Below are 24930 nucleotides of genomic sequence, written 5' to 3' on the forward strand. Positions count from 1 at the left end.
ACATCGGCGACCTGCTGCCCTTCAATTACTCCAAGACCACTGCGGCCTGATAAAGCTGGGTACTGCTACCCAGCTAAGCGCAAGTGTCCGTCAACTGCCGTCAATGCGCATTGAAAATCGCGCTTACACTGATGCGCACATAGAAGGCAAAGAGACAGGAACGTACAGTAACGAAGGAGCGGCGATCGGCTGCAGCGTCGGGGCGGCTATAGGGGGAGCTTTTGGCGCCGCATTTGGCGGCGGCTTGGGTGGTTTTGCGGGCGCAAGCTTCGGCTGCACTGCGGGCGGCCACATAGGGCGCGCCCTGGGGGAGCGGGTGAGTTACGCATTGCAGTAGCAGCGCCTTACGGATCGGTTCTCCAAACGGCTCAACTTGCTACTAGAGAGCTACGAAAGTGCAGTCGACGTCGACAGCCTCTTCGATTTCGGCTGGCTTCGTTGCAGCCTTGATCATATTCTTGCGCGTCATGCGCAGATATACAATACCCGGCCGGGCCGACGTCGCGCCAATACTGAGCCATCGTTAAAATAATGGCTGCAGCGTCCGAAAGGGGACTGGCTGTAGCGGTGCGCGTCGGTTGCGACCGTCGGTACGAGCGGGGAAGAGAAAGACGGTCCACGGTAACCATATCTTGGAGGGCTGGGCAGAACACGCGTGGGACTTCCGTTTACTCTGATCCAGTGCAAGCCTACTCAGGCGCTCCCATCCACGTCACCATCTTCGTCGAGCTCGTGCACCGGCAGATAGGTGTTCTTCTCCATCCACTCCCGGACGATGAACCTGATGGTGTCGTTGCGCGTCTTGCCGAATTCGCCGGACAGATCTCGAAGGGCTTCTTCAATGTCGTCGTCGAAGGCGATCGGTCCGGCGTTGCGCAATAAGAGCGCGGCTCGGCGGAGCATGATCTGCAGATCAGCTCGCGAGATATCTGCGATCCGGTCGGCGGCGTCTTCGAGGAGGGTGGCGGTGTCGTGCATAGATGACCTGGAAAGATTGACCTTGTGCGACAGACGGCAAGATCCAAAATAATTAAACCTCGCGCGCAGCTTCAAGGTGCCTGAAGCCGAGCTCGCTCAGGCCCTGCCGCTTCTTAGTATGCCAAAACATTCTCATGATTTATCAAATGCTCCATTTTTTCGTTGAAGTCAGGGCGCGTAACGTAAGACATATACACTTGGAAATCTCTCTTGTTACTGAAGCGTTCGATCCGAATATCGTCGTCCCAAAGAGGGCCCGGCTGCCGATACGTCTTCTGCCATATTCGCGCTGACGAAACTTTCGATCCACGTAAGATGCAAACGCTGACAACGGGGGAGTTCAGCGAAAGGCTAGGGATATCCCTGTCGGAATCGAACATGGAGGCAGAGTTTGTGCGCACAATCAATGCCATATCGTCTGTTTCAACAGTCAACGACAACGAAACAACCGCGCCGTTGATATAGGCCGTTTTGTATATCAAAAGTGGTCGAAGAGGTTCAGAATAGTCTTCGTTCGTGGCGAAAACGTAGGTCGTCCGATCAGGTGCCCAGTAGAGACCAGAATCAGTTGCATGGATGGCAGTGGCGACGCCCCCTATTCCCACATCCCACGTGTTGTGACGTTCGCCGGCAATCTGCGAGGCCAAGAAGCGATCACAAAAGAAAGCGCACTCTGATATTTGTTCCGAGTTTTGCGGTGTAACCTTCCGAGCATACTCTAACATGGCTAAAGCGCTCTGGGCCCCGCTCCCAATGGCAAGATCATCATTGTCGGAGGTAATAATCGGTGGACCTTGGTGGACCTTCCAATTCCAGCGATCATACCCGCGTCCGTTGGCCACGAGTCCAAGGCTGCTAACGTACCTCGACCTTGCCGCGGTGTAAGCATCCTCTTGGACCTTCATTAATGCGGCGTCGGTGAAATCCTTGGCATCACGGCCACCCAGATGCTTCCCGAGTACCCCTATTACATCCTCTGCCGCAGCGCCGTCTCCGGCAAAGGCGAAAGCCATGGTGCCGAAATTGCACATTTTAAGTACATCTTCGGTATATTGAACTCGGGTTGATTCTGATCCTAATGCCATTCCTGTAGTCAATGCATCAGGCTGGCCTCTTACGATTTTCCTTGGTGCAACTCTTTTGGTGCCGAGGGTATCTGCGACCAGATATGAACCGAATTTTCCCCCATATATTAACGCAAATGTCATATGATACCGCCTGTCTACTCTGATCTTTTAGATTTGTTATTTGTCCGAGGCCGAAACTTATTTCTAAAACCGAATATCGAGCCATAAGCATGACGGAAAGCTGATGCCGTAATGTGTGAACCGTCGGGCAGGAGGGCTCTTCTGTTATTTCAGTAGTGAAAGCCGCTACTTCTGATATACAAGAATGGAGGCGAGTACGGACAGCTATTTTGAGTCTTTCGGATATTTCATCATTTCTGCCAAACGGCGTGCTTCTGGCGGCATCTCTTGTCGCAGTTGTATACTCTATCGTCAGCGCTGTTAGACAGTATCGTGAGGCCGCATCTCAATCTATAATCATCGATGCGAAGCTGGAGGCTTTGCGGAGTGATTCAATCGCGCGGCATCGAGAAGCCCAGCGTGAAATTGATTCCAGCCGCGACGAACTCCTTGACATCAAGAAGTCCCTCGACAGCTACGTCAAAGATCTGGCTGACGAGGTAGGCGCCAAAGAAGCTGAGATCAAACTGCTGCGTGCTGAGGTAGAGCGGCTAAGGAGCGAGAATCGCAAGCTTGCTGGGGGTGCCAATGGCGCCTAGGCGGCTACAAGCTGGAGTGCATAGCTCAAGGCTATCAGCTAGTGATATAGCCGCGGGCGGCGGTAGCGGCGGCATACTTGTATATTTAATCAACGGCTGGGTAGGTGATCCAAATTTAAAGAGCCTGCTGCTTTATCTTGTTCCCGCAATCTCCATTTTGATAACTGGAGCGTATTCGGCTGTTGTATCGTTTGCCCTTAATAGCCTTGAATATAATTTAGCTCGGCGGGCTCTTGGGAATGCAAGAAAGCATCTGGAGGAAATTGAGGGAGACGGCAGGGCTTCAGAGACTCATAAAAAGGCTGCCAGGGAACGAGTCGAAGAGGCGGAGCGCGACGTTATGATGATCAGTTTAAAAAGTGTCCCTAAGCCCAGGTGACGCGAACCTCCGGTAAGAGGTGGAAACGGAGGTGGTCTATGTGGACTAATCCCCAAGGGCGGTTCACAATTCACCATATGTTCCCGTGTTTTTACGGGTGAGAGCAAGCTGCTATTGGAAACGACTTTCCTTGTTTCTCAGGCGATGCAGGGATCCATTGATTACTCTTAATCAGCGGGTCGTAGGTTCGAGCCCTACATCACCCACCAATCTTCTTGAAAAGATCGAGATTTTTAAATTCGGACCGGGCTTCCGGTTTGATGGAAATCGTTCCAGAAACGGAAGATCTGGTTGATACTGGCTGCACCGACACGCTTGCCCTATGTTCTTCTCCGAAGCTGGAGGGTTTCATGAAAAGCGTCGTCTTTGCCGTTGCCTTGTCGCTGTCGTCGCCGGCTCTTGCTGGCGGCGTGATGGAAGTCAAAGCGAGCGCACATAGCTGCGGCGAGATTGCGCAGATCATCCGTCAGAATAAGAAGGTCTTCGTTCGAGTCGGTTTTGGCGGGCGCAGTTTTCGGTATCCGCCGGCGCAATGCAGCCTGGGCGACAAGCGCAGCACGGCGAGTTTCCGCGATGCTGAAGGGCGGCAGTGCGTCCTTGATTATGCCTGCGTCTATGATCCCGCCTCGCTTTACAATTTCCCCTGACAATGCGGCAACTGTCTTAACTCTTTGAGAACCATTGACAAATGGGAGCGAAACTCCTTGAACCCGGAGCCTCAATGCCAAGGAAATGTCATGTCAGAGCAGCCTGGCTTTAGCATCGGGGCCGCCGTAACCGGTTGGCCACCTTCAGAAGTGGATCTGGCTGCCTCTATTTTGCGAGCACATAAAAGCTATGCGCTCGCTACTATCGCAACCTGCTGGCCGACGCCAACTTCTTGAGAGATCAGCTCCTTATCGCCAGCAGTCTGATGTCGAAAAATATCGTACGCCGCTTGAAGGCTCAGAAAGAGCGTCTTGTACCATGAAGCAGCAGAAGGGCATCGACCTTGTCAGGTCTGGCGCCGACGCCGGCTACTCAGTCAACGAAGGCAGCCGACGAGGGGCTTCAGGACTGGGCTCGACCAAACCTGCGAGAAGGGCCACGGCCCATGGCGGGGATCAGCTGACATTGGCCGAGGTCAAGAAAGGGGAGAGCCTCAGCGCGAGGTGCGTGGCATGCTGTCACGAAGCCCGGATCGACCATTCGGAGCTCGCGCGACGGTTCGGCGCCAGTACGATGATCGGCATGCCGACGCCAAGGCTGCGGTGCGGATCGTGCGGCAATAAGGGTAACAACAGATGGATTGCGGATGGAGGGGCATCGCATCACCAGGCACCACACGTCAGGCGATGGTCGCTTTGAATGAGAGCGGGCGGGAATTCCTGCTCCGACGCGGTGCAGGCGAATTCCCTACTGGCCCTCTGGGCCGAGCGCCCTACTTCAGCCCTCCCATTCAGGAGTTACCCATGAAAAGTGTCGTCGTGGCCGTCGCGTTATCGCTGTCGTCGGCAGCCTTTGCCGCCGAGACGGTGGAAGTCAATGCCAGGGACCACAGCTGCGCGGAACTCCGACGCGTCATTCAGCAGGAAAAGCGGGTCTTCGTGCGCATGGGATTCGGCGGCCGCAGCTTTCGTTATCCGCCGGCGAGGTGCAATCTGGGGGACAAATACGACACTGCGCGAGTGAGAGACGCAGACGGCAAGATCTGCCTCCTCGACCATGAGTGCGTCTACGATCCTCAGTCTTTCTATAACAGAATCCCCAACTAGCCTTTGAATCCCAGCGTCGCTCGACCAATCGAGCCTGCGAAAGCGCCGGCCCGGTCCGGACCGATGGCGGCGATGTCGACACGATGGAGAGCCATTCCGGCGGCAGTTACAAGACCTCCGGTAGCCGAGACCGCTTTTCCAGACCGGCAGAGCCTTAAGGGTCCGACGGCAAGAAATCAATAAAGGCAGGTAGCCGGACTGGTTCGGAGTTGGTGACGAGAACAAGAAAAAAGGCCGGGCGAAACTCGCACCGACCTTCCTCGATCTGTCTCAATGACGGCTGCCAGTACATCCGTGGTCAGCCGTCAGAGACAAATTTAATAATCTCTAAATAAGTGCCGATTGCGGTTATTCAAGGGGCGGCCGCACAAAAGAAGCTCGTGCCCGCGCGTCACTCTGAGATTGCGGTCACCTTAGGATCATACGCATCTTCGATGCATAGATCCTCCTTGGCGTGTCCTGGCCGGACGCGCCAAGGAGGTATCTAGCGCGGCTCCTTTCGACCGGCAGCGGTTACTGCTGAGCAGGAGCGGCCGGCGGGGTAGCCGGTGCGGGTGCCGGAGCAGGCGTTGCGCTGTTATCGGTCGGAGCGATCGGCTTAGCCGGGGCCGGCTCGGACTGGGTCGTGGAGGCTGTCGTATCCGGCGAAGTGCCGGGAGGTGTGCTGCTCCACTGCGAATAGGCGAATGCAGCAACAGCGATCACGGCCAATGCAGCAACCCAAACAACCCACGTATTGCTGCTGCGCGTCGTCGGCGTCGTGCGCAGATCCAGGTTCGGGTTCAGCGGGCGGTTCGGATCGTTGGCATTATTGGGGTCGTACGTCATGGTACTTTCTCCTCTTTCGGTGATGAAGTAATGGATCAGTGGGACTTTTGTTCCATTCTGGGGCCGAAGTGCCTGTGTTGGCGGGATTTTTGAGCCTGGAGCGGCTTCTTGAGCGGAAAGCAAAAGGCAATTGCGGGGATGACGCCTGAGGAGATCGTGCTGTCATACGCACAGCACAGCCGCCGTATAGACGGGCATAACCGCAGCGGAAGCGTCGTTCTTGACAGGACGGGGTGTCTTTGCCAATGCTTTGGATCTGGGGTCGCGATCACCCCACGAGGCGTCATGCTGAAGAATCGCGTCCGGTAAACCCGATCAACGGAGGACGCGTCATGCCGTCATTTCTCGAAATTTCTCCCGACAAGCTCAGCCGCCTCATTGGTACTCCTGGGGCGCCCTGCATCATCGACGTCCGCACGGACGAGGATTTCGGGCTCGATCCGCGCCTGGTGCCGGGCTCGATCCGGCGCGACCACGCCGAGGTTGCGTCCTGGGCTGATAGCATCAATGCCGATGCCGTCGTCGTGGTCTGCCACAGGGGCGCCAAACTCAGCCATGGTGTCGCCGCCTATCTCAGGCATGCCGGGATCGAGGCGGAAAGCCTCGAAGGCGGCTTCGAAGCCTGGGTCGCGGCGGGACCCGTCGTGCCCGAGGCGAAGCTGCCGCGTCGCGACGGGCAGGGACGCACCGTCTGGGTGACACGGGCGCGGCCAAAAATCGACCGCATTGCCTGTCCCTGGCTGATTCGGCGTTTCGTCGATCCGAATGCCGTCTTCCTGTTCGTGCCGGCGCCTGAAGTTGTCGCCGTCGGCGAGCGCTTCGGGGCTGCGCCCTTCGATATCGAGGACGTGTTCTGGAGCCATCGTGGCGAGCTCTGCACCTTCGACGTGATGGTCGAGGAGTTCGGCCTGGCCTCCGAACCGCTCTTGCGCCTGGCGCGGATCGTCAGGGCGGCGGATACGGCCAGGCTCGATCTCGCGCCCGAGGCATCCGGTCTGCTTGCCGCCTCGCTCGGCCTCTCGAGAATGTATTCCGACGATCTGGAGCAGCTCGAGGCCGGAATGCTTCTCTACGATGCCTTCTTCCGCTGGTGCCGCGATGCGACCGAAGAGACCCACAACTGGCCCGCGCCGAAAAAGAGAGTATGAGATGGTCGACATGACGGAGAATGCGCCCGCCGGACAGGCGGGCAAGAAGGACGCGGGCGAGGGGCATCACCACGGCGTTTCGTTTGGGGAGGCGTTCCGGGTGTGGCTGCGCGTCGCCGCCTTGAGCTTCGGCGGCCCGGCCGGCCAGATCGCCGTCATGCACCGCATTATCGTCGACGAGAAGCGATGGATCGGCGAGCACCGCTTTCTGCATGCGCTGAATTATTGCATGCTGCTTCCTGGCCCCGAGGCGCAGCAGCTCGCTGTCTATATCGGCTGGCTGATGCACCGCACATTGGGCGGTCTCGTTGCCGGCGTGCTCTTCGTGCTGCCGGGCTTCCTGTCGATCCTCGGCCTCAGCTACATCTACGCGGCCTATGGCAGCGTCGGCATCGTCGCCGGCCTGTTCTTCGGCCTGAAAGCGGCCGTCCTTGCCGTCGTCGTGCAGGCCGTCATCCGCATCGGCAGCCGGGCGCTGAGGAACCGCGTCATGCTTGCCGTGGCGGCCGCGGCCTTCGTCGCCATCTTCTTCCTCCACGTGCCGTTCCCGCTGATTGTGTTGGCCGCCGGAATCATCGGTTTCTTCGGCGGCAGGCTCGGTCTCGACGCCTTCAAGGCGGGCGGCGGCCATAAGGCCGCAAGCGGCGCGATGCTGTCGGATGCGGAATCGGCGCTAGGCGAGGGTATTCCGGCGCATGCGCGCGCCAACCTCGCCTGGTCGATGCGCATATCAGCTATACTGCTCGCCCTCTGGCTGGTGCCGGTCGCCACCCTTTACGCGTTCTTCGGCCCAGGTGACGTCTTCAGCCAGATCGGCCTGTTCTTCAGCAAGATGGCGGTCGTCACCTTCGGCGGCGCCTATGCCGCGCTCGGCTATGTCGCGCAGGAGGCCGTGCAGCATTTCGGCTGGCTGAAGCCGGGCGAGATGCTGGACGGTCTCGGCATGGCCGAGACGACGCCGGGGCCGCTGATCATGGTGCTCCAGTTCGTCGGCTTCATGGCCGCCTTTCGCAATCCCGGCTCGCTCGATCCGATGCTTGCCGCCACCCTTGCTGCGATCCTGACGACATGGGTAACCTTCGTGCCCTGTTTCCTCTGGATCTTCCTTGGTGCGCCCTTTATCGAAAAGTTGCGCGGCAATGTCGCGCTTGCCGGGGCAATGTCGGCGATCACGGCGGCGGTGGTCGGCGTCATTCTCAACCTCGCCATCTGGTTCGGCCTGCATACGCTGTTTGCCGAAGTCGCGCAGGTCAGTTTCGGAAACCTGCGGCTCGATATTCCACAGCTGCAATCTGCCGTACCGGCGGCGATCGCGCTCTCTGTCGCCGCCGCCATCGCACTTTTCCGCTTCAAGACCTCGGTTATCACGACGCTCTTCGGCTGTGCGATCGCTGGCATGCTCTGGACGCTGGCGATAAACTGATCAGGCCTCTGTTCCCTCGGCGGGAACGCGGGTTGCGAGCATCTTGTCGATGCGCATGCCGTCCATGTCGAGCACCTCAAAGCGCCAGTCTTCGAAGAGGAAGGTTTCGCCGGCTTCCGGGATATGCTGGAGCTGATGCAGCGCGAAGCCCGCCAGCGTATGAAAATCGGCGTCGGGGCGATCCTTGAGGCCCAGCCGTTCGAAGGCGTCGAAGGCCGGCATCATCGCGTCAATCAGCAGCGAACCGTCTTCCCGCACGACAATGTCGGGCTCCTCGTCGGCGCCCGGCAGATCGCCGGCGATGGCTTCGAGCAGGTCGGTCTGGGTGACGATGCCTTCGAGACTGCCATATTCGTCGACGACGATGGCGAGGCGAACGGGCGACGCCTTGAAGCTGTCGATGACGCGCACGACCTTGCTACCCTCGTGCAGCACCAGGGGCTGCTTGATCACCTCCAGCGGCCTGACCTTGCCGCCGTCGAGGACCTGATCGAGAAGATCCTTCTTCAACACCATGCCGATCGGTTCGTCGATCGAGCCGCGGGCGACCAGCAACTGCTCATGGCTGCACTCTCGGATCGTCTTCAGAATCTCCGCCTCGCTGTCGTCGGCATCAAACCATTCGATGTCGAGACGCGGGGTCATGATGTCGGAGATCGGCCGGTCGCCGATGTTGAATACCCGCTCGACGAGTTGCTGCTGCACCTGGTTCAGAAGACCGGCCTCCTGGCTCTCGGCGACCAGCAACTTTAACTCCTGCGGGGAGTGGAACGAGGATTCTCCGGTTCCGGCGCGAAGGCCGACCGCCCGCAGCACAAGGTTGCCCATACCGTTCAAGGTGAAGATCGCCGGCTTGAACAATAGCAGGAAGAGGCCGAGGGGACGCACGACGGCAAGCGAGGTCGCCTCGCTGCGCTGCAGCGCCAGGCTTTTCGGCGCAAGTTCGCCGAGCACGATGTGCAGCGCCGTGATGATGACGAAAGCGATGACGATGGAGACGGTATGGGCGCCGGTTGTCGCCCACGGTTCAGGCAGCCAGGAGAGCAGCGGTTCGATCAGATGGGCGAGCGCCGGCTCGCCTACCCAGCCCAGAGCCAGCGACGAGATGGTGATGCCGAGCTGGGTTGCGGCGAGATTAGCATCGAGATTGTCGATGGCGCGCTGGAGAGCGGAGGCGTTCATGCGACCGGCCGAGACAAGCTCGGTAACACGGCTGCGCCTCATCGAAACCAGTGCGAATTCTGCGGCGACGAAGAAGCCATTGGCAGCGACGAGAAAGAACACGGCTAGTATCCCGACAAAGTCGAAGAGCCCGCCCGCGGATTCGGACATATTTTGCTTACCCCTGAATTGATGCGAGTCCGAAACTACACGCTCGCACAGAGCTGGCAAGGCGCGGCCGCCATTCTTGCGATGCCGCGGCGCTTATCGCTTCGGCGCTTCGAAGAGCTCGACAGGGTTTCCGGCCGGGTCTTCCAGCAGGATCTGCTTGCCGCCGATGCCCTGGACTATGTCGTTGCGAAAATGCGCGCCCGCCTGGCGCAGCTTAGTGACTTCGGCTTCGAGGTCGGCGACTTCGATCTGGATGCGGTTCCATCCACCGGGCTCCGGCCATCGTCCGTCCGGCATCGCCTGGGAGGCTCCGCCCGGTCCGGTTGTGCCGCTGACGAGCAGACGAAAACCGTCCCTCGTCAGAATGGCGAAGCTCGGGGCCGGGTGAAGCGCGACCGAAAAGCCGAGATGCCGCGTGTAGAATTCCATCGCGGCGTCGACGTCGTCAACGATATAACGCATGCTGATGCCGGGCATGATTTCCTCCATCATCTTTAAGGCGAGCGATCCCGGACGACGGATCCAATGGCCCCAGGCGCTCGATCGAAGGTGCGGAGCAGCGCTCCGTTATTTGAATCTGCGCCCAATTCCGCACAAAATCGAATCCGATCTTCGGGACTATGCGTCGATCGCGTCGTGTCGGGAAGAACGGCAGTTCACTGGAGTGTGTAAAATTAAACTAAAACGCCGATTGGGAATGGATGAGGGCGGTGAAGGGATAAGCACAGTCGCTCTCCCCACCTTCCTCATTCCTGTGCTCGTCACAGGGATGAGGGTGGGTGAGGTGACGCCTGCCCTAAACCTTCCGGCGCACAGCGGCGATGATGCCAAGCAGTCTCTTCGGCATCAACCTTCACATCGCCCTCATGCGTCGACGGATGCAGCCCCTCGACCGGCGGCAACGGATCGCATTCCTCGCAGACGCAGCGATATCGTTTGATCGCTGTCGCCTTCATGCCGCCTGCCGGCTCCAGCTGGCGAAGGGGTCGGGCAGGTTGCGCCAGCGTTCAGGTGTGAAGGCATCACTTTCCACCAGACAGGCGTCGAGTTCGCTGCTGATCCACGCGTCGTCCATCGGGTCGGCGCCGATGAAGACGATTTCCTGGCGACGGTCGCCCCATACGGGGTCGAGATAGGGGCCGATGGCGCTGAGGAAACCGGGCGCGTCGGGCCATTGTTCGCGCGGCACGGAAGCCCACCACAGGCCCATCTTGCCGGTGCGCACGATCGCGCCGGCCTGACTGATCTCGCCGACATGGTGCGGTCGGGTCGCCAGCCAGAAGAAGCCCTTGGCGCGCACCACGCCCGGCCATGTCCGATCGAAAAAAGCCTGCAATCTTGCCGGATGGAAGGGCCGCTTCTCGCGATATACGAAGGAGCGAATGCCGTATTCCTCGGTCTCCGGCACGTGATCCCTGAAGCCGTGCAGTTCCTTGTACCAGAGCGGATGGGTCTCGGCCCTCTCGATGTCGAAACGGCCGGTGCCAAGCACCTCCGCGAGCGGCACCTTGCCGAAATCCGCCTCGATCAGCTTCGCATCCGGATTGAGGCCGATGATGATCTTGCGTGCGGCGTCGCGCTGCTCGTCGCTTGCCGTGCCGATCTTGTTCAGCACCACGACATCGGCGAATTCGATCTGCTCGACCAGCAGGTCGACGATCATCCTGTTGTCGCCGTCGCCTGCGGTTTCGCCGCGGTCGGCGAGGAGATCGGCCGAGGCATAGTCGGCCAGCAGATTGGCGGCATCGACGACGGTCACCATCGTATCAAGCCTTGCGACATCGGACAGGCTTTCACCGTTCTCGTCGCTGAATTCGAAGGTGGTGGCGACGGGCAGGGGTTCGGCGATGCCTGTGGATTCGATCAGCAGGTAATCAAAGCGGCCCTGATCTGCGAGCTGGCGCACCTCCTTCAGCAGGTCGTCGCGCAGAGTGCAGCAGATGCAGCCGTTGGTCATCTCGACCAGCTGTTCCTCCGTGCGAGAGAGATTGGCGCCGCCATCGCGCACCAGTGCGGCGTCGATGTTCACCTCGCTCATGTCGTTGACGATCACGGCGACGCGCAGGCCCTCGCGATTGGCGAGCACATGGTTGAGCAGGGTCGTCTTGCCGGCGCCGAGAAAGCCGGAGAGCACCGTGACCGGAAGTCTGTTGTCCATGGGAACCTCATCGGATCGATATTTGATGTTATATCATTACATCTGTGGCGACGAAAAAAGGCGGAACGGGGTCGTCCGCCTCTTTCCGCCTCACCTCTCCCCGGGAGGCCTTTTATCAAGGTGCTCCCGCGCGTCGCATGAATGTCATGCGCTGGAGAGGCAGGCCTTCATGCTGTCGGCAATGCCGCGCATGAGGGTAAAGTAGAGATCGGGGCCGGCCTTGAGGGTCGCTGCTTCCGGATCGAGCACACCTGATTTGGCGCTCGTGCCTTCGATAACGACCTTGACGAGGCGCGGCTCGAATTGCGGTTCGGCAAAGACGCAGGTTGCGCCGAGTTCGCCGACCTTGCGGTGGATTTCCGACACGCGCTCGGCGCCGGGAATGGTTTCCGGGCTGACGGTGATCGAGCCGGCGACGCGGATGCCGTAACGGTTCTCGAAATATTGGTAGGCGTCGTGGAAGACGACGAAAGGCTTGTCCTTGACGGGGGCGACGGTGGTGGCGATCTCCTTGTCCAGCGCCGTCAGCTTATCGTCAAGCGCCTTGGCATTGGCCTGATAGGTCAGTGCATTGGCGGGGTCGGCGGCGACCAGTGTCGTGGTGATGACAGTCGCCATCGCCTTGGCATTCATCGGGTCGAGCCAGAGATGCGTGTCGAAGGCGCCGTGGCCGTGCTCATGCTCTTCATGATCATCGTGATGCGCGTGGCCACTGTCATGTCCGGGCTCAGCCGCATGATCGTGGCTATGGTCATCTTCGGCGGCATCCGCATGCTCGGGGGCGCTTTCATGGTCCCCGTCGTCATGCGGCTCGAAGGCGCCGCCTTCGCGGAAGGGCAGCTTGGCCAGTCCTGGAGCGTTGTCGAGTTCGACGACACTGGCGTTCGAGCCCAGCGTCTCGAGCGGCTTTTCCAGGAAAGCCTCCAGGTTCGGGCCGACCCAGAAGACGACCTTCGCCTCCTGCAAGGTCCGCGCGTTCGAGGGCTTCATGCTGTAGGTGTGCGGGGAGGCGGCGCCATCGACGATCAATTCCGGCTCGCGCACGCCCTGCATGATCGCCGCAACCAGTGAGTGGATCGGCTTGATCGAGGTGACGACGACGGGCGCATCGGCAGCCCGCATCGTCCCGGCAAAGAGCAGGGCGGGGATCGCAAGGACCGGGATGGCGAGGGCAGCCGAAATTCTGAGGGCCAGGGTTTTCAGGGCAGGCCCCAAGGCGCGTTTCATCATATGCTCCGCTTGAATTACAAATGTTATGTTATTACATCAATTGCGTTATGCTATAACGTGTGCAATAGCAGGATGCAACAGCGCTTTCGGAAAATTTGATGCTCTCTCCCGCAAATACCAAGGGCGAACGGCTGGTTTCGCTCGAAAATGTCGGCGTGTTGCGCGGCGGCCGCTGGCTGGTGCGCGGCGTGGAATTTTCCGTTTCGCGCGGCGAAATCGTCACGCTGATCGGGCCGAACGGCTCGGGCAAATCGACGAGCGCCAAGGCGGCAATCGGTGTGCTGAAGCCGGACGAGGGCAGGGTGGAGCGCCTCTCCGGCCTCAAGGTAGGCTATGTCCCGCAGAAGCTTTCGATCGACTGGACGCTGCCGCTGACGGTGCGCCGACTGATGACGCTGACCGGGCCGCTGCCAGAGCGCGACATACAGGCCGCACTCGAAGCCGCCGGCATTGCCCACATGATTGGCGCCGAGGTGCAGCACCTTTCCGGCGGTGAGTTCCAGCGGGCGCTGATGGCCCGGGCGATTGCCCGCAAGCCTGACCTGCTGGTGCTCGACGAGCCGGTGCAGGGGGTGGATTTCTCCGGCGAGATCGCGCTCTACGACCTCATCAAATCGATCCGCAACGCCAGCGGCTGCGGCGTCCTGCTGATCTCGCACGATCTCCATGTCGTCATGGCCGAGACCGATACGGTGATCTGCCTCAACGGCCATGTCTGCTGCCGCGGCACGCCCGAGGCCGTCAGCCGCAGCCCGGAATATGTGCGCCTGTTCGGCAGCCGGGCGGCTCAGACGCTCGCCGTCTACAGCCATCATCACGACCACACACACCTGCCGGATGGTCGCGTGCTGCATGCGGACGGTTCAGTGACCGACCATTGCCATCCCGAAGATGGACATCACGCGCATGAGCACGCTCACGATTCCCGTGAGCATGCACATGGCCAAGATCATGGGCATGCGCATGCCCACGCTCATGGCGATCATCATGGGCACGATCATGCTCATGAACATGCCCATTCCCGCAGCGGGGAGGGCCGCCATGCTTGACGATTTCTTCGTGCGCGCCATCCTTGCCGGCGTCGGGCTGGCGCTGACGACCGGGCCGCTCGGCTGCTTCATCATCTGGCGGCGCATGGCCTATTTCGGCGATACGATCGCCCATTCGGCGCTGCTCGGCGTCGCGCTTTCGCTGCTCTTCGAATTCAACCTGACGCTAGCCGTCTTCGCTGTCGCCGCGCTCGTCTCGGTGCTGCTGCTCTTCCTGCAGAAGCGCCAGGCGCTGTCGGCCGATGCGCTGCTCGGCATCCTCTCGCATGCGACGCTGGCGATCGGCCTCGTCATGGTCGCCTTCATGAGCTGGGTCAGGATCGATCTCATCGCCTTCCTGTTCGGCGATATCCTCGCCGTGTCCACCACCGATATTGCGCTGATCTGGGGCGGCGGGCTGTTCGTGCTGGCGGCGATCGCCTGGCTCTGGCGGCCGCTGCTCGCGGCCACCGTCAATGCCGAGCTTGCCGAGGCCGAGGGGCTGAGACCCGAGCGGGCGCGGCTGTTCTTCATGCTGTTGATGGCCGTCGTCATCGCGATTGCCATGAAGATCGTCGGCATCATGCTGATCACCTCGCTGCTGATCATTCCGGCGGCGGCGGCGCGGCGCTTCTCGGTCACGCCGGAGATCATGGCTGTGCTGGCCTCGCTGATCGGAGCGGCCGCCGTCGTTGGCGGGCTGTTCGGCTCGCTGACCTACGACACGCCGTCCGGTCCTTCGATCGTGGTCGCGGCGCTGATCCTCTTCATTCTCAGCCTGCTTCCCGTCAGGCGCCGCGCGCTCGCGCAAGGACAAGGCTCATGACAACACCGCAACTCACCAAGAACCAGTCGCTGGTCTTCGAGGTGCTTGAGAAGGCCGAGGGGCCGCTCAGCGCCTATACCATCCTCGACAAGCTGCGCGACCATGGTTTTCGCGCGCCGCTGCAGGTCTACCGGGCGCTGGAGAAGCTGCTCGAATATGGTGTCGTGCATCGGCTCGAAAGCATCAATTCCTTCGTCGCCTGCGCCCATCCGGGCGACAATTGCCACAGCCACGGCATCGTCGCCTTTGCCATCTGCGAAAGCTGTGGCCAGGTGATGGAATTCCACGATCACGAGGTCGACCACCGGCTGATGAGCTGGGTGCGCGGGCAGAAGTTCAAGCCCGAGAAGACCACGATCGAGATTCGCGGATTGTGCGAGGCCTGCGGGGCGTAAGACGGGGAGCCGTCCCGTTGCAAACAACAGGGCGCTCAAAAGGATAAGGCCGGCAAACCGGCCCTCCACGTGCTGACAACCTTTTTTCGTCCGAGTCAGCCTCGCGCTGGCTTCGAGGATCTGCTTGGTGCGACCGCAGGGAGATGCTCGCGACAAGCGCGAGCATCAGGAAAGAGGGGTTGGCCCGCTCTGCCGGCCAGCGGACTGGCGCGGGCAGACCGCCTCAATCGTTCCGATCAGTTTTTGCCGGAACCGCCCTTGCCGGCGCCGTCATTGCCGCTGCTGCCCGCGCCGTCGTTGCCGCCCTTGCCGGCACCATCATTGCCGCTGCTGCCCGCGCCGTCGTTGCCGCCCTTGCCGGCGCCGTCATTGCCGCTGCTGCCCGCGCCGTCGTTGCCGCCCTTGCCGGCACCGTCATTGCCGCTGCTGCCCGCGCCGTCGTTGCCGCCCTTGCCGGCGCCATCATTGCCGCTGCTGCCCGCGCCGTCGTTGCCGCCCTTGCCGGCACCGTCATTGCCGCTGCTGCCCGCGCCGTCGTTGCCGCCCTTGCCGGCACCTCCATTGCCGCTGCTGCCCGTGTCGTCGTTGCCGCCCTTGCCGGGGCCGTGATCTTCCCCGTCCTTGCTGCCGCCGTGATGGTCTTTTCCACCCTTACCGGGTTCGTCCTTGGCGTGGTCGTGATCCTTCCCGCCTTTGCCGCGGCCGTGATCATCGTGGTCCTTGCCGCCCTTGTCGCCTTTGTCGCCCTTGTCGCCCTTGCCGCCCTTGTCGCCTTTGCCGCCCTTGTCGCCTTTGTCGCCCTTGCCGCCCTTGTCGCCCTTGTCGCCTTTGCCGCCCTTGTCGCCCTTATCGCCCTTGTCGCCCTGGTCGCCGCTGCCGCCCTGGTCACCGCTGCCGCCCTGATCACCGCTACCGCCCTGATCACCGCTACCGCCCTGATCGCCGCCACCGCCCTGATCGCCGCTGCCGCCCTGATCGCCGCCACCGCCCTGATCGCCGCTGCCGCCCTGATCGCCGCTGCCGCCCTGGTCGCCACTGCCGCCCTGGTCGCCGCTGCCGCCCTGATCACCGGTACCGCCCTGATCACCGCTACCGCCCTGATCGCCGGTACCGCCCTGATCTCCGCTACCGCCCTGGTCGCCGCTGCCGCCCTGATCGCCGCTGCCGCCTTGGTCGCCGCTGCCGCTTTGATCGCCGCTGCCGCCATTCTGGCCGACGTCTTCGCTGTCCCCGCCATTGCCACCGTTGCCATTGATGGCGTGCGAGCTGGTGCTGGAAGTCTTCTTGCCACCGGCGTCATGGCTGCTGCGATCCTTATCGTTCGGACCGAATTTGCTGTCGGTCTGTACTGTCCGCGTGGGCATGCACAGCCTGTATTCGAGGGTGCCGCGGACTGCGGCCTTGCAGTTAACGACTGTGGGGGCTGCCGTCGCCAAGCTGCTGCTTGCCAGAAGGGACGCCACAGCGAGGCTGAATTTTGCTGCTCTGCTGATCATTTCACTCGTCTCCCAAGGTTAATTAACCGCTAATGGGGAGAAGACTTATACTAACAAGGGATTAACATGAAGAATAAACAATGGTTAATCTGTTTCTATCGCCAAATAGAGTTAAATTCGCAAGTATAAAATTTTAATAAATTTTTATACTGGTCGTGATATTCTCCCGTTACGAACAGAAGGAATCGGCCATGAAGCGTCTCCTTTCTCTTGCGATATTTTTGGTAATTGTTCCGCATTTTCAGGCAGTTGCGGGATCATCGCTGCCCGTGACGCGAAGCATCGGCGCACCGGTGGGATTCGCTGCGGCCTGCGCCAAGTACAAGTGGCTGTGCGGCAGGACGGTGGCGCAACAGTTGGACGAGCAGGCGGGAATAGCGCTTCTTCAAAAGGTCAATCGTGCCGTAAACGGACGTATCGTTTCGGCGGAAGATCGCTCGTCATCCGGAAATGGGGATGTCTGGTCACTGCCAGCTGCCGGCCGTGGCGACTGCGAGGACTATGCGCTGCAGAAGATGAAGGACTTGATCGAGGCGGGTTTTCCATCGAACAGGCTGGCGCTTTCCGTCGTGATCGGACCGCATGATCAGAACCACGTCGTTCTGATTGCCCGCACGGCCGGCGGCGATTATGTGCTCGACAATCTGACCAGCACCGTGAAGCCCTGGCGCACGACGGGTTACACGTTTTTGGCCACCCAGGATTTCCAGTCGCGCACAGGCTGGCGCGTGACGCTTGCCGGTCCCCGCGCCGGCGAGTTCTCCTGAGCTGAAAGCCGCGAGTCGGCGCGTTCGCCGCCGCTGCCGAATGCTTCAGCCGAGCAAGGAATTCGTTCGTGACCAAAGCCGAACTTGCCGATCTTTACCGAGGCTACATCGCCTGCCTGAACCGGCAGGACTGGCCCGATCTCGGCCAGTTCGTCGACGAGGATGCGGTCCGTAATGGCCGGCGGCTTGGACTTGCGGGCTATGTCGCCATGCTGGTGCGGGATTTCGATCTGATTCCCGATCTTTCTTTCAATGTGCGAATGCTTCTTATAGATCCGCCTTACGTTGCCTGCCGTCTGGGCTTCGACTGTTCGCCGAAAGGAAAATTTCTCGGGCTGGATGTGAACGGCAGGCACCTTTCCTTTACCGAAAACGTGATCTACGAATTTCGCGGCGGAAAAATCATCGAAGTCTGGTCGGTCATCGACAAGGCGGCGATCGAAGCTCAGCTTGTGGACGGGCTGTGACACGGCGGAGCGGGACTTCGTCAGAGGATGGCGACGCGCTCGCCGAAAGGCGTATCGTCGTCGAAATTGCGGGTGCCGATCCGCTCGCTTTCACCAGACAGGAGCGGCTGTTCCGCGTCTTCGCCGGCCTCTTCCCCTTCGCCCGATCGCGCATGCCCATGCTGCTTTCGTGGATGCTCCTCGTGGTCGACAAGCAGATCCGCATGCGGAACAAGAGTGCCCGCACCATTCGTCTCCGCGGCTCCCTTGGATGCGTGCTGATCGGCCGTGATCTGCGACTGGCGGGCGGCAACCCAGGCATTGTCGGGTTCCGAGCCGATCGAGGTGCTGATGCCGACCTTGGTGGGCTCGGACGCGGCCGTGGAGGAGATGCGGTTGACGGCTTCGACCATGGGGCACTCCTGCTGGTGTGAACCGGCGGACCAGTTGAGCCGCCATCCGACGGCTGATTGGCCGATCCAGGTTTGATATATTGGGCCTCAACGGGAAAACGCAAGGCGGCTTGGCTGCCCGCTGGAAAAGGCGGAATCGGGTGCAAAGGCAGGAAATTCGACGATGGATTGCATGGCCAGCAAGCTGCCTGGCGCGTGCAAGATGTAAGAATCAGAAACACTTTGTGACTAAGCTACTACAAAAGCTGCACTTTTCGACTTGCGAGGCAAGTAGAGATGACGGATATTGCTCTCATGTTGAGGACGCTCTCATGATCCGAATGATAGAAGACCCTGCCGAACTGGCTGGCGAAGACATCACTGGCAAATATATTCTCCGGAAGCTGAATTATCATTGGTTCGCCTACGGCAAGGCGGCCATCGTGACCGCCTGTAAAGGCACGATCCTCCATCTCGATCGGGAGGAAACGGTGTATTCCGAGCGCTGGGGCCGTCGTGCCTACACGGGGACCGGTAAGCGTTATCCCGGCGGCATCTGTCCAATTTCGGCGGTTGCCTGTGTTTGCGATACCCCTGATGACGTCAATGCCGTCATTCAGCTGGATGTGGAAGCACAGGACGAATTCTATCAGCTGATCGCCAAGACGGAAGCCAAGGTTCGGGCGCTTGCCGCTTCGTCGGGCGAGAACCAGTTCTTGGAAGCGGCCGAATAGGCGTTTTTCAGCAATATCCAATCCTGCCGCAACGGCAGTCTCCGGCCACGCAACTGCGGAAACAATTACGCCTGTTATCGGGGCGGTTTCATTTGCCGTCTCGCCACGGGTTGTTGCGCGCGTTTCACTTCCTAAATCAGGCGTAGGACAGTCAGACTTTTGCGGCCGCTGCCGACAGCAGAAGGCGCTTGCCCGGTGGAACGGAAAAACGGTCATGACGCAGGAACACAGCCGGCCGCGTCGCTCGTTTGCGGCGGCGCCGTCGCTCGGATCGCTCGCGATAACCGTTGCAGTGATGATTGTCGCACTGTTCTGGCCCGCCGGCACGTTCGCCTGGCCGCGCGGCTGGATCTTTCTCGGCCTCTTCGTGGCGCTGACAGCAATCGCGCTCGTCTGGATCTGGCGGACGAATCCGGAGTTGTTTGCGGCGCGTAGCCGATATCAGAAGGGAACCAAGCGCTGGGACGCCGTGGTCGCGACGCTGACGATCATTCTCTTTGCCGCCATTCTTCCGGTCGGCGCGTTCGATGACGGCCGTTTCCACTGGGCGCCGCAACCCTGGTGGGTCGTTGTCCTCGGCTATCTCGTGATGAGCGCGGGCTATCTCGGCCTCACCTGGGCACAATCGGTCAACCGGCATTTCGAGCCGACGGTGCGCATCCAGACCGACCGCGACCACAAGGTGATCGACAGCGGCCCCTACGCCGTCATCCGCCACCCCGGCTATGCAACCGCCATTTTGCTCGCCGCCGGGACAGCGCTGTCACTCGCGTCGATCTATGCGTTGATCCCCGCAAGGGGCTTGAAGGATATGCGGAGTATATGGAACGGGTGCGCTGGCGGTGGATTCCCGGTGTTTGGTGAGCGGTTTCAAGCGCCTGTGACCGGTCCTCGTCCTTCGAGGCTCCGGCCCTTTCGCCTGCGCATCCGAGGATGAGGGTTGATCAGTATGCCGTGTGGCCGGGCCTGCGCGAAGTCCGAGGTTGCCAGCCAGCCGCTAGGCTTGCTTTCCGATGAGGGCCGCGAGGGCTGCCACCGGCAATCACGCAATCTACCTGAGATCCCGCCCGAACCGCTGCCAATTCGCCACATAATTTTCCGCCGAGCGGCGAATACCCTCGACAGCCGCCTCGTCAAGCACCCGCACCACACGGGCGGGTGCGCCGACGATTAACGAGTTGTCAGGGAATTCCTTGCCCTCCGTCACCAGCGCATTGGCACCGACGAGGCAGTTGTTGCCGATCTTGGCGCCGTTGAGAATGGTCGCACCCATGCCGATCAGCACGTTGTCGCCGAGCGTGCAGCCGTGGAGGATGGCGTGGTGGCCGATGGTGCAGCCCTTGCCTGTCGTCAGCGGAAAGCCCATGTCGGTATGGGCCATCACCCCTTCCTGGATATTGGTGCCGGCGCCGATGGTGATTTTCTCATTATCGCCGCGCAGCACCGATCCGAACCAGATGCCGACATTCTCGCCGAGTTCGATATCGCCGATCACATGCGCATCCGGCGCGATCCAGTGGAGGCCGGCGGGCGGCAGTTTCGGCGTCAGGCCGCCGAGGGCGTAGACGGGCATGGGTCTCTCCTCAGACAATGTCGACGGAGAGCATCGCGACGCCCTCGATGCCGCAGGTGATGCGGTCGCCCCTGGCAACCGCGCCGACACCGGCCGGCGTGCCGGTCATGATCACGTCTCCGGGCGCCAGTACGAAGAGCTTCGACAGTTCGGCGATGATCTCCGGCACCTTCCAGATCATCTGGTTGAGGTCGCCGTCCTGGGCGCGCCTGCCGTTCTGCTCCAGCCAGATCCGGCCGTCGGCGGGATGGCCGAGGCGGCTCGCCGGCACGATCGCCGAGAGGGGGGCGGAATGTTCGAAGGCCTTGGCGAGTTCCCAGGGACGGCCGAGCTTCTTGGCCTCGCCCTGCAGGTCGCGGCGGGTGAAATCGATGCCGACGGCATAGCCGTAGATGCAGTCAAGTGCATTCGCGGCCTGGATGTTCGCACCGCCCGATTTCAGCGCCAGCACGCATTCCACCTCGTAATGCACGTCGTTCGACAGCGGCGGGTAGGGGAAGGCATTGCCAGGCGGCAGCAGATTATCGGCGTTCTTCTGGAAGAAGAAGGGCGGCTCGCGGCTCGGATCATGACCCATCTCGATCGCATGGTCGGCATAATTACGCCCGACGCAATAGACGCGGCGCACCGGAAAACGCTCGTCGCTGCCATCAACCGGCAGCAAAACCGGTGCGGGACGCGGAATGACGGTGGCGGGATGGGGCATGGCGGGGCTTCCTGTTCAACGAGTCTTAGGCTCATCTTAGACGGAAAACAGTGTCGCGGGGAAGCGTGCTTGGCGGATTGACGCTGTTGCCGGCGGGCGATAACTTACGTCCATGAGCAGGATTTTCGCAGTCTCCACGACGTCTACGACCACCGCTTGGCGGCGGGTGGCAGACGCGTGAACTGAATTCCGTTCATCGCAGAAGACACCAACCCGCCGGAAACGAGCGGGTTTTTTGTTGCCGCTCGTCTCCCGCATTCGAGGACGAGAACATGGACGATATCGGGAAACAAATTGTTGCCGAGCGGACGCTTGCCACCGCCTGCCGCTCTCTGGCCAGCCGTTATGCCGGGGCCGCCTTCGCCTATGTTTCCGGTTCCATCATGCGCGGTGAGGGGACCGAGTTTTCGGACATCGATCTCGTCGTTGTATTTCCGTCGCTCGAGCGGGCCTGGCGGGAATCCTTCACCGAAGACCGTTTTCCGGTCGAAGCCTTCGTCCATGATCCGCAGACGCTGGCGTTTTATCTCCATCAGCATGCGGAGGGCGGCTGTCCCATCATGGTCCATATGGTTGCGACGGGCAGCATCGTCGGGCCTGACATCGAGCGTGCGCGGTTCATCCAGGCGAAGGCGGCGAGCGTTCTTGCCGCAGGGCCGAAGCCTCTCGATGGCCCGAGCTACGATATGCTGCGCTATCAGGTCACCGATCTCGCCGATGACCTGCGCGGCCACCGCCCGCCTGAAGAGATTGCCGCCATCGCCGCGCTTCTCTATCAGAAGCTCGCCGATTTGATGCTGCGCGGGCGCGGCGCATGGGCTGGTCGCGGCAAGTGGGCGCCGCGGCTCCTGCGGGAGCTCGATGTGGAACTGGCAGCAGACTTCGATGCCGCGTTCAGACTGGCGGTGCAGGGTGACGGCGCCCGGTTCCTGGCTCTCGCCGATCGGGAAATTGCCCTGCATGGCGGGCGCTTTTTCGACTGCTTCAGGCAGGAGGCTCCTGTGGAGGCGCGGCGGCGAGAATAGGCGCGAGCGGTGCGCCGGTGTCGGATGTAGGCAAGAAGCAGGGTTGCGCCCTGTCTTCGGGCTCCGGCCTTTGGCCTGCGCGCCTTCAGGATGAGGGATGTTGGAGGATGCCGCGCCTGATAAAAAGCGCTGGAGAATGCCGCGCGTTAAAACAGACGTTGGGCTATCGCGTGACAGCCTTGGAAGCCGATGCCTTGAAAACAGGGATAGCTTTCTTGAGCGTATGTCCTGAATTAGCGCGGGGGCCTATCTGGTGGGAAGGAAGGTTGATTATTATATCAGACCCATCAAGGGCTTGGAGGATGATTTCTACCGTGACGAAAAAGAAGCAATGAGCTGTGGGCCGGTTGATGTCACTGGTGGCGATCGTGTGGAACATTTCGGTCACTGTTACAGCTACCGCAGCAGGTGCCTATTTCGGCTGGCAAAGTCACGGGCTTGTGGGAGCGTTGGCACTTGGTCTTGTAGGGGTCGTGGTGGGAGGCCTCCTCCGTTCGCCCTCGGCCCTTTTGGAGATGCTGACTTAAATTCTATCTGACCTTGAGCCTCAGCCCTAAAGAGCAGACCTAACCAAGAGCACTCTGCTCTGCGCAAATCCTATCAATCAACGCATCCAGCTCCCCCTTCGGCGGGCGGCTCTTCGCCAGGCGCTGCTTGAGGTGCATGATAGAGTCGGCCAGGATTTCGTCCAGGCTCTCGGCGCAGGTAAAGTCGCCAGCCACGCGCTTGACCTTCGAATTGTCGAAGATCGCAGTCCAAGCCTTGTCGCCGAGGAGGGGGCCGATCCAATCCGGATTGTACTTGATCAGCGTGTCCGTCGGCACGTGGACGATCTTGGCCTCCACGCCGAGCAATCTTGCGATGGTCTTCTGGATATCGTTCCAGATGTGGGCGCGGTCCGAGGTGATGTGGAAGATTTCACGGAGCGCCGCGCGATTGCCGAAAAGGCCGATGAAAGGCACCGCGAAATCGACTGAGCGGGTGAGTGTCCATGGAGTGTGGCCGTCGCCGGCCACGATGATGGGGTCGCCGTCCAGCATGCGCCTCGCCATGATGTCGCTGTCGCCCATCATGATCGGCAGGCCGGTGCGGACGGTGTGGCTGGGGCGGACGATCGTCCATGCAAGATCACCGGATTTCCTGAGCAGTTCCTCGCAGGCGATCTTGGCCTGGCTGTACGGCCAGTAAGGATTGATCGCCGGGGTCTTCTCGGTGATCACGTAATGACGCGGCGGTTTTTCGTAGACCGAGGCCGATGAGATGAAGATATATTGGCGGCAATTTCCGGCGAAGACCTCGATGTCACGTGCCACCTGATCTGGCGTGAAGGCGATGAACTGGCAGACGACATCATAGTTCGCTTTAGCGAGATTGGCATAGGCGCTCGATCCGAGTTCCCCGACGATCGGGGTTACCCCGTCAGGCAAGGCTGTGCTTCTCAGGCCGCGATTGAAGACGCTGACATGATGGCCCTCGGCAACGGCGCGTTCGACGCATGGATGGGAGATCTGGCCGGTGCCGCCAATGAAGAGGACTTTCAAAGCCATGGAGTGACCTCAGGGCCTGTGGGCGGGATATGCGGTCACTCTTAATAGCCGGAAAGAAGGGGGGCGTCTCCCCCAATCTCGTGTGCTGCCGAGAGCATGGGAGTGGCTGGTGCCCGACCCCCGCCGGTGGCGATGGATGCCCCGAGATTGCCGCCGTGTGGCCGGGGCCGTTTATGCACGTGCCTTGCGACGGACTGCGACGACGAGCCAGACCGAGGACAGCAGGAAGTAGAAGGCGCCGAACCCGGCATAGGGCACGATATCGAGGATATTCGGCGCGGCGGCGGCAAAGGACTGGCTGATCATGAAGCCGCCGGCAAGGGCCGATTGCGCGCCGCTCATGATCATGACCCATTGGGCGCCGTAGATGCGCCAGCGCCTGACGCCGGTATAGAGCTGCAACAGGCCGGAAAGGATCGCCCAGGCCCCGAACACGGTCAGGACCGCGTAGGTGCTGTGGCCGAGCGCGATGACGACGGCGAGGGCCGTGACGGTGCTGACGGCGACATTCAACGTCTGAGACGGGTTGGCCTGCAGGCCGCCATTGACCCTGGTGTCGACCAGATTGGCCAGCGCATCCCACAGGGGATAGATCACCAGCAGAAAGGCCACGGCGCTTGGCTGCCGGGCAAGGAGAATGGCGGCGGCAATCCAGATCACGGAGAAGGCGGCACGGATGAAATAATAGGATCTCAGCCAGTCGGACTGGGGGGAAGATTGAGTTTGCATCGGCAGATTCCTTTCTAATTGCCATCCTACTAGTAGGTAAATAAAAACGAGAGTCAACGTCTCGGCCGCACACCTTCTTGTGATGCCGCGATGCACCGAAAGACTTGACAATCTATCTACCAGAAGGGAGGCGTTATCTCCCCGACTAGGGTGGAGATTGGCAAGTGGCCTGACCGTCGCTCCTTCCCAGCCGGCAGCGACAATCATGGTGCTTTAGTTGTTTGGGGAAGCCGTTACGCCCAGCCGATCT

27 protein-coding genes and 1 pseudogene are annotated in these 24930 nt (G+C 60.7%); 16 read left to right on the forward strand and 12 right to left on the reverse strand.

The genetic code is table 11. The features are described 5' to 3' along the window. On the forward strand, positions 1-337 hold a 337-nt coding region (locus HJC00_RS12780; protein ID WP_405048787.1), incomplete at its 5' end, for a hypothetical protein. 356 nt (positions 338-693) lie between these two features. Here HJC00_RS12780 and HJC00_RS12785 read toward each other — a convergent pair. Further along, positions 694-978, reverse strand: a complete 285-nt coding sequence (locus HJC00_RS12785; protein ID WP_221164130.1) for a CopG family transcriptional regulator — start codon at positions 976-978, stop codon at positions 694-696. A 113-nt stretch (positions 979-1091) separates the two neighbouring features. Then, complete coding sequence (locus tag HJC00_RS12790) at positions 1092-2186, reverse strand: hypothetical protein (RefSeq protein WP_221164131.1); 1095 nt, start codon at positions 2184-2186, stop codon at positions 1092-1094. A 209-nt stretch (positions 2187-2395) separates the two neighbouring features. On the opposite strand from HJC00_RS12790, the gene HJC00_RS12795 reads away from it, so the two are divergent. From HJC00_RS12795 to HJC00_RS12810, 4 genes are all read left to right on the forward strand, one after another. Continuing rightward, on the forward strand, positions 2396-2764 hold the full coding sequence (locus HJC00_RS12795; RefSeq protein ID WP_221164132.1) for a hypothetical protein: 369 nt from the start codon (positions 2396-2398) through the stop codon (positions 2762-2764). After that, positions 2754-3143 (forward strand): hypothetical protein, encoded by a 390-nt coding sequence (locus HJC00_RS12800; protein ID WP_221164133.1) that lies wholly within the window; start codon positions 2754-2756, stop codon positions 3141-3143. Before HJC00_RS12795 ends, HJC00_RS12800 begins: the two co-directional genes overlap by 11 nt. A gap of 350 nt (positions 3144-3493) precedes the next feature. After that, on the forward strand, positions 3494-3790 hold the full coding sequence (locus HJC00_RS12805) for a hypothetical protein (RefSeq protein ID WP_210631595.1): 297 nt from the start codon (positions 3494-3496) through the stop codon (positions 3788-3790). Positions 3791-4594: 804 nt separating this feature from the next. Continuing rightward, entirely contained in the window at positions 4595-4897 is a 303-nt protein-coding gene (locus HJC00_RS12810) for an acid shock protein (RefSeq protein WP_210630781.1), read from the forward strand. 513 nt (positions 4898-5410) lie between these two features. On the opposite strand, the gene HJC00_RS12815 is transcribed toward HJC00_RS12810, so the two are convergent. After that, on the reverse strand, positions 5411-5725 hold the full coding sequence (locus tag HJC00_RS12815) for a hypothetical protein (RefSeq protein WP_221145435.1): 315 nt from the start codon (positions 5723-5725) through the stop codon (positions 5411-5413). A 332-nt stretch (positions 5726-6057) separates the two neighbouring features. On the opposite strand from HJC00_RS12815, the gene HJC00_RS12820 reads away from it, so the two are divergent. Both HJC00_RS12820 and chrA read left to right on the forward strand, forming a co-directional pair. Beyond that, positions 6058-6873, forward strand: a complete 816-nt coding sequence (locus tag HJC00_RS12820; RefSeq protein ID WP_210630785.1) for a sulfurtransferase/chromate resistance protein — start codon at positions 6058-6060, stop codon at positions 6871-6873. Position 6874: 1 nt separating this feature from the next. Further along, positions 6875-8296, forward strand: a complete 1422-nt coding sequence (gene chrA / locus HJC00_RS12825) for a chromate efflux transporter (protein ID WP_210630786.1) — start codon at positions 6875-6877, stop codon at positions 8294-8296. Here chrA and HJC00_RS12830 read toward each other — a convergent pair whose 3' ends face one another. The 4 genes from HJC00_RS12830 to znuA form a co-directional block, all read right to left on the reverse strand. Beyond that, positions 8297-9628: a hemolysin family protein gene (locus HJC00_RS12830; protein ID WP_221164134.1), complete on the reverse strand. Its 1332-nt coding sequence runs from the start codon at positions 9626-9628 to the stop codon at positions 8297-8299. Between the two features lie 93 nt (positions 9629-9721). Then, positions 9722-10105 (reverse strand): VOC family protein, encoded by a 384-nt coding sequence (locus HJC00_RS12835; RefSeq protein WP_221164135.1) that lies wholly within the window; start codon positions 10103-10105, stop codon positions 9722-9724. Between the two features lie 475 nt (positions 10106-10580). After that, positions 10581-11786 carry a zinc metallochaperone GTPase ZigA gene (zigA, locus tag HJC00_RS12840; protein WP_210630791.1) on the reverse strand — a complete coding sequence of 402 codons (1206 nt, stop codon included), beginning with the start codon at positions 11784-11786 and terminating at the stop codon, positions 10581-10583. A 144-nt stretch (positions 11787-11930) separates the two neighbouring features. Further along, positions 11931-13013, reverse strand: coding sequence for a zinc ABC transporter substrate-binding protein ZnuA (znuA, locus tag HJC00_RS12845; RefSeq protein WP_221164136.1), 1083 nt, complete (start codon positions 13011-13013; stop codon positions 11931-11933). 101 nt (positions 13014-13114) lie between these two features. On the opposite strand from znuA, the gene HJC00_RS12850 reads away from it, so the two are divergent. From HJC00_RS12850 to HJC00_RS12875, 6 genes are all read left to right on the forward strand, one after another. Next, positions 13115-14065 carry a metal ABC transporter ATP-binding protein gene (locus tag HJC00_RS12850; protein ID WP_210630810.1) on the forward strand — a complete coding sequence of 317 codons (951 nt, stop codon included), beginning with the start codon at positions 13115-13117 and terminating at the stop codon, positions 14063-14065. Beyond that, complete coding sequence (locus tag HJC00_RS12855) at positions 14058-14870, forward strand: iron chelate uptake ABC transporter family permease subunit (RefSeq protein ID WP_210630811.1); 813 nt, start codon at positions 14058-14060, stop codon at positions 14868-14870. The genes HJC00_RS12850 and HJC00_RS12855 overlap by 8 nt, the downstream gene beginning before the upstream one ends. Continuing rightward, complete coding sequence (locus HJC00_RS12860) at positions 14867-15265, forward strand: Fur family transcriptional regulator (RefSeq protein ID WP_210630812.1); 399 nt, start codon at positions 14867-14869, stop codon at positions 15263-15265. The genes HJC00_RS12855 and HJC00_RS12860 overlap by 4 nt, the downstream gene beginning before the upstream one ends. 179 nt (positions 15266-15444) lie before the next feature. Then, positions 15445-16794 carry a hypothetical protein gene (locus tag HJC00_RS33010; RefSeq protein WP_221164137.1) on the forward strand — a complete coding sequence of 450 codons (1350 nt, stop codon included), beginning with the start codon at positions 15445-15447 and terminating at the stop codon, positions 16792-16794. A gap of 158 nt (positions 16795-16952) precedes the next feature. Beyond that, the gene (locus HJC00_RS12870; protein WP_210630814.1) at positions 16953-17528 is read left to right on the forward strand and encodes a transglutaminase-like cysteine peptidase; all 576 of its coding nucleotides are present in this window, start codon (positions 16953-16955) and stop codon (positions 17526-17528) included. Between the two features lie 68 nt (positions 17529-17596). After that, a complete protein-coding gene (locus HJC00_RS12875; RefSeq protein ID WP_221164138.1) occupies positions 17597-17995 on the forward strand; it encodes an ester cyclase in 399 nt (132 codons plus the stop codon). Between the two features lie 20 nt (positions 17996-18015). On the opposite strand, the gene HJC00_RS12880 is transcribed toward HJC00_RS12875, so the two are convergent. Further along, positions 18016-18387 (reverse strand): hypothetical protein, encoded by a 372-nt coding sequence (locus HJC00_RS12880; RefSeq protein WP_210630816.1) that lies wholly within the window; start codon positions 18385-18387, stop codon positions 18016-18018. A gap of 311 nt (positions 18388-18698) precedes the next feature. Here HJC00_RS12880 and HJC00_RS12885 point away from each other — a divergent pair, with 311 nt between their 5' ends. Both HJC00_RS12885 and HJC00_RS12890 read left to right on the forward strand, forming a co-directional pair. Beyond that, positions 18699-19100: a hypothetical protein gene (locus HJC00_RS12885; protein WP_210630817.1), complete on the forward strand. Its 402-nt coding sequence runs from the start codon at positions 18699-18701 to the stop codon at positions 19098-19100. Positions 19101-19314: 214 nt separating this feature from the next. Then, positions 19315-19964, forward strand: a pseudogene (locus tag HJC00_RS12890) (isoprenylcysteine carboxylmethyltransferase family protein). Positions 19965-20151: 187 nt separating this feature from the next. On the opposite strand, the gene HJC00_RS12895 reads toward HJC00_RS12890, so the two are convergent. Both HJC00_RS12895 and HJC00_RS12900 read right to left on the reverse strand, forming a co-directional pair. Further along, complete coding sequence (locus HJC00_RS12895; protein ID WP_221164139.1) at positions 20152-20673, reverse strand: gamma carbonic anhydrase family protein; 522 nt, start codon at positions 20671-20673, stop codon at positions 20152-20154. Positions 20674-20683: 10 nt separating this feature from the next. Then, positions 20684-21379, reverse strand: coding sequence for a fumarylacetoacetate hydrolase family protein (locus HJC00_RS12900; protein WP_210630820.1), 696 nt, complete (start codon positions 21377-21379; stop codon positions 20684-20686). 272 nt (positions 21380-21651) lie between these two features. On the opposite strand from HJC00_RS12900, the gene HJC00_RS12905 reads away from it, so the two are divergent. Continuing rightward, on the forward strand, positions 21652-22404 hold the full coding sequence (locus HJC00_RS12905) for a nucleotidyltransferase domain-containing protein (RefSeq protein ID WP_221164140.1): 753 nt from the start codon (positions 21652-21654) through the stop codon (positions 22402-22404). A 566-nt stretch (positions 22405-22970) separates the two neighbouring features. Here HJC00_RS12905 and HJC00_RS12910 read toward each other — a convergent pair. Continuing rightward, positions 22971-23951, reverse strand: a complete 981-nt coding sequence (locus HJC00_RS12910; protein WP_210630822.1) for an SDR family oxidoreductase — start codon at positions 23949-23951, stop codon at positions 22971-22973. A 171-nt stretch (positions 23952-24122) separates the two neighbouring features. Beyond that, positions 24123-24680 (reverse strand): DUF308 domain-containing protein, encoded by a 558-nt coding sequence (locus HJC00_RS12915; RefSeq protein ID WP_210630823.1) that lies wholly within the window; start codon positions 24678-24680, stop codon positions 24123-24125. Between the last annotated feature and the right edge of the window lie 250 nt (positions 24681-24930).

The organism is Rhizobium sp. NLR22b, from assembly GCF_019685295.1.
Lineage (GTDB): Bacteria > Pseudomonadota > Alphaproteobacteria > Rhizobiales > Rhizobiaceae > Rhizobium.

What these genes read in the sequence shown, in the direction of transcription:
- HJC00_RS12895 (WP_221164139.1), bottom strand. Translation starts at nt 20,673, where the DNA reads ATGCCCGTCTACGCCCTCGGCGGCCTGACGCCGAAACTGCCGCCCGCC.
- HJC00_RS12855 (WP_210630811.1), top strand. Translation starts at nt 14,058, where the DNA reads ATGCTTGACGATTTCTTCGTGCGCGCCATCCTTGCCGGCGTCGGGCTG.
- znuA (WP_221164136.1), bottom strand. Translation starts at nt 13,013, where the DNA reads ATGAAACGCGCCTTGGGGCCTGCCCTGAAAACCCTGGCCCTCAGAATT.
- chrA (WP_210630786.1), top strand. Translation starts at nt 6,875, where the DNA reads ATGGTCGACATGACGGAGAATGCGCCCGCCGGACAGGCGGGCAAGAAG.
- HJC00_RS12910 (WP_210630822.1), bottom strand. Translation starts at nt 23,951, where the DNA reads ATGGCTTTGAAAGTCCTCTTCATTGGCGGCACCGGCCAGATCTCCCAT.
- HJC00_RS12810 (WP_210630781.1), top strand. Translation starts at nt 4,595, where the DNA reads ATGAAAAGTGTCGTCGTGGCCGTCGCGTTATCGCTGTCGTCGGCAGCC.
- HJC00_RS12905 (WP_221164140.1), top strand. Translation starts at nt 21,652, where the DNA reads ATGGACGATATCGGGAAACAAATTGTTGCCGAGCGGACGCTTGCCACC.
- HJC00_RS12815 (WP_221145435.1), bottom strand. Translation starts at nt 5,725, where the DNA reads ATGACGTACGACCCCAATAATGCCAACGATCCGAACCGCCCGCTGAAC.
- HJC00_RS12830 (WP_221164134.1), bottom strand. Translation starts at nt 9,628, where the DNA reads ATGTCCGAATCCGCGGGCGGGCTCTTCGACTTTGTCGGGATACTAGCC.
- HJC00_RS12785 (WP_221164130.1), bottom strand. Translation starts at nt 978, where the DNA reads ATGCACGACACCGCCACCCTCCTCGAAGACGCCGCCGACCGGATCGCA.
- HJC00_RS12805 (WP_210631595.1), top strand. Translation starts at nt 3,494, where the DNA reads ATGAAAAGCGTCGTCTTTGCCGTTGCCTTGTCGCTGTCGTCGCCGGCT.
- HJC00_RS12850 (WP_210630810.1), top strand. Translation starts at nt 13,115, where the DNA reads ATGCTCTCTCCCGCAAATACCAAGGGCGAACGGCTGGTTTCGCTCGAA.
- HJC00_RS12820 (WP_210630785.1), top strand. Translation starts at nt 6,058, where the DNA reads ATGCCGTCATTTCTCGAAATTTCTCCCGACAAGCTCAGCCGCCTCATT.
- HJC00_RS12900 (WP_210630820.1), bottom strand. Translation starts at nt 21,379, where the DNA reads ATGCCCCATCCCGCCACCGTCATTCCGCGTCCCGCACCGGTTTTGCTG.
- HJC00_RS12885 (WP_210630817.1), top strand. Translation starts at nt 18,699, where the DNA reads ATGATCCGAATGATAGAAGACCCTGCCGAACTGGCTGGCGAAGACATC.
- zigA (WP_210630791.1), bottom strand. Translation starts at nt 11,786, where the DNA reads ATGGACAACAGACTTCCGGTCACGGTGCTCTCCGGCTTTCTCGGCGCC.
- HJC00_RS12790 (WP_221164131.1), bottom strand. Translation starts at nt 2,186, where the DNA reads ATGACATTTGCGTTAATATATGGGGGAAAATTCGGTTCATATCTGGTC.
- HJC00_RS12860 (WP_210630812.1), top strand. Translation starts at nt 14,867, where the DNA reads ATGACAACACCGCAACTCACCAAGAACCAGTCGCTGGTCTTCGAGGTG.
- HJC00_RS12915 (WP_210630823.1), bottom strand. Translation starts at nt 24,680, where the DNA reads ATGCAAACTCAATCTTCCCCCCAGTCCGACTGGCTGAGATCCTATTAT.
- HJC00_RS12880 (WP_210630816.1), bottom strand. Translation starts at nt 18,387, where the DNA reads ATGGTCGAAGCCGTCAACCGCATCTCCTCCACGGCCGCGTCCGAGCCC.
- HJC00_RS12870 (WP_210630814.1), top strand. Translation starts at nt 16,953, where the DNA reads ATGAAGCGTCTCCTTTCTCTTGCGATATTTTTGGTAATTGTTCCGCAT.
- HJC00_RS12800 (WP_221164133.1), top strand. Translation starts at nt 2,754, where the DNA reads ATGGCGCCTAGGCGGCTACAAGCTGGAGTGCATAGCTCAAGGCTATCA.
- HJC00_RS12835 (WP_221164135.1), bottom strand. Translation starts at nt 10,105, where the DNA reads ATGCCCGGCATCAGCATGCGTTATATCGTTGACGACGTCGACGCCGCG.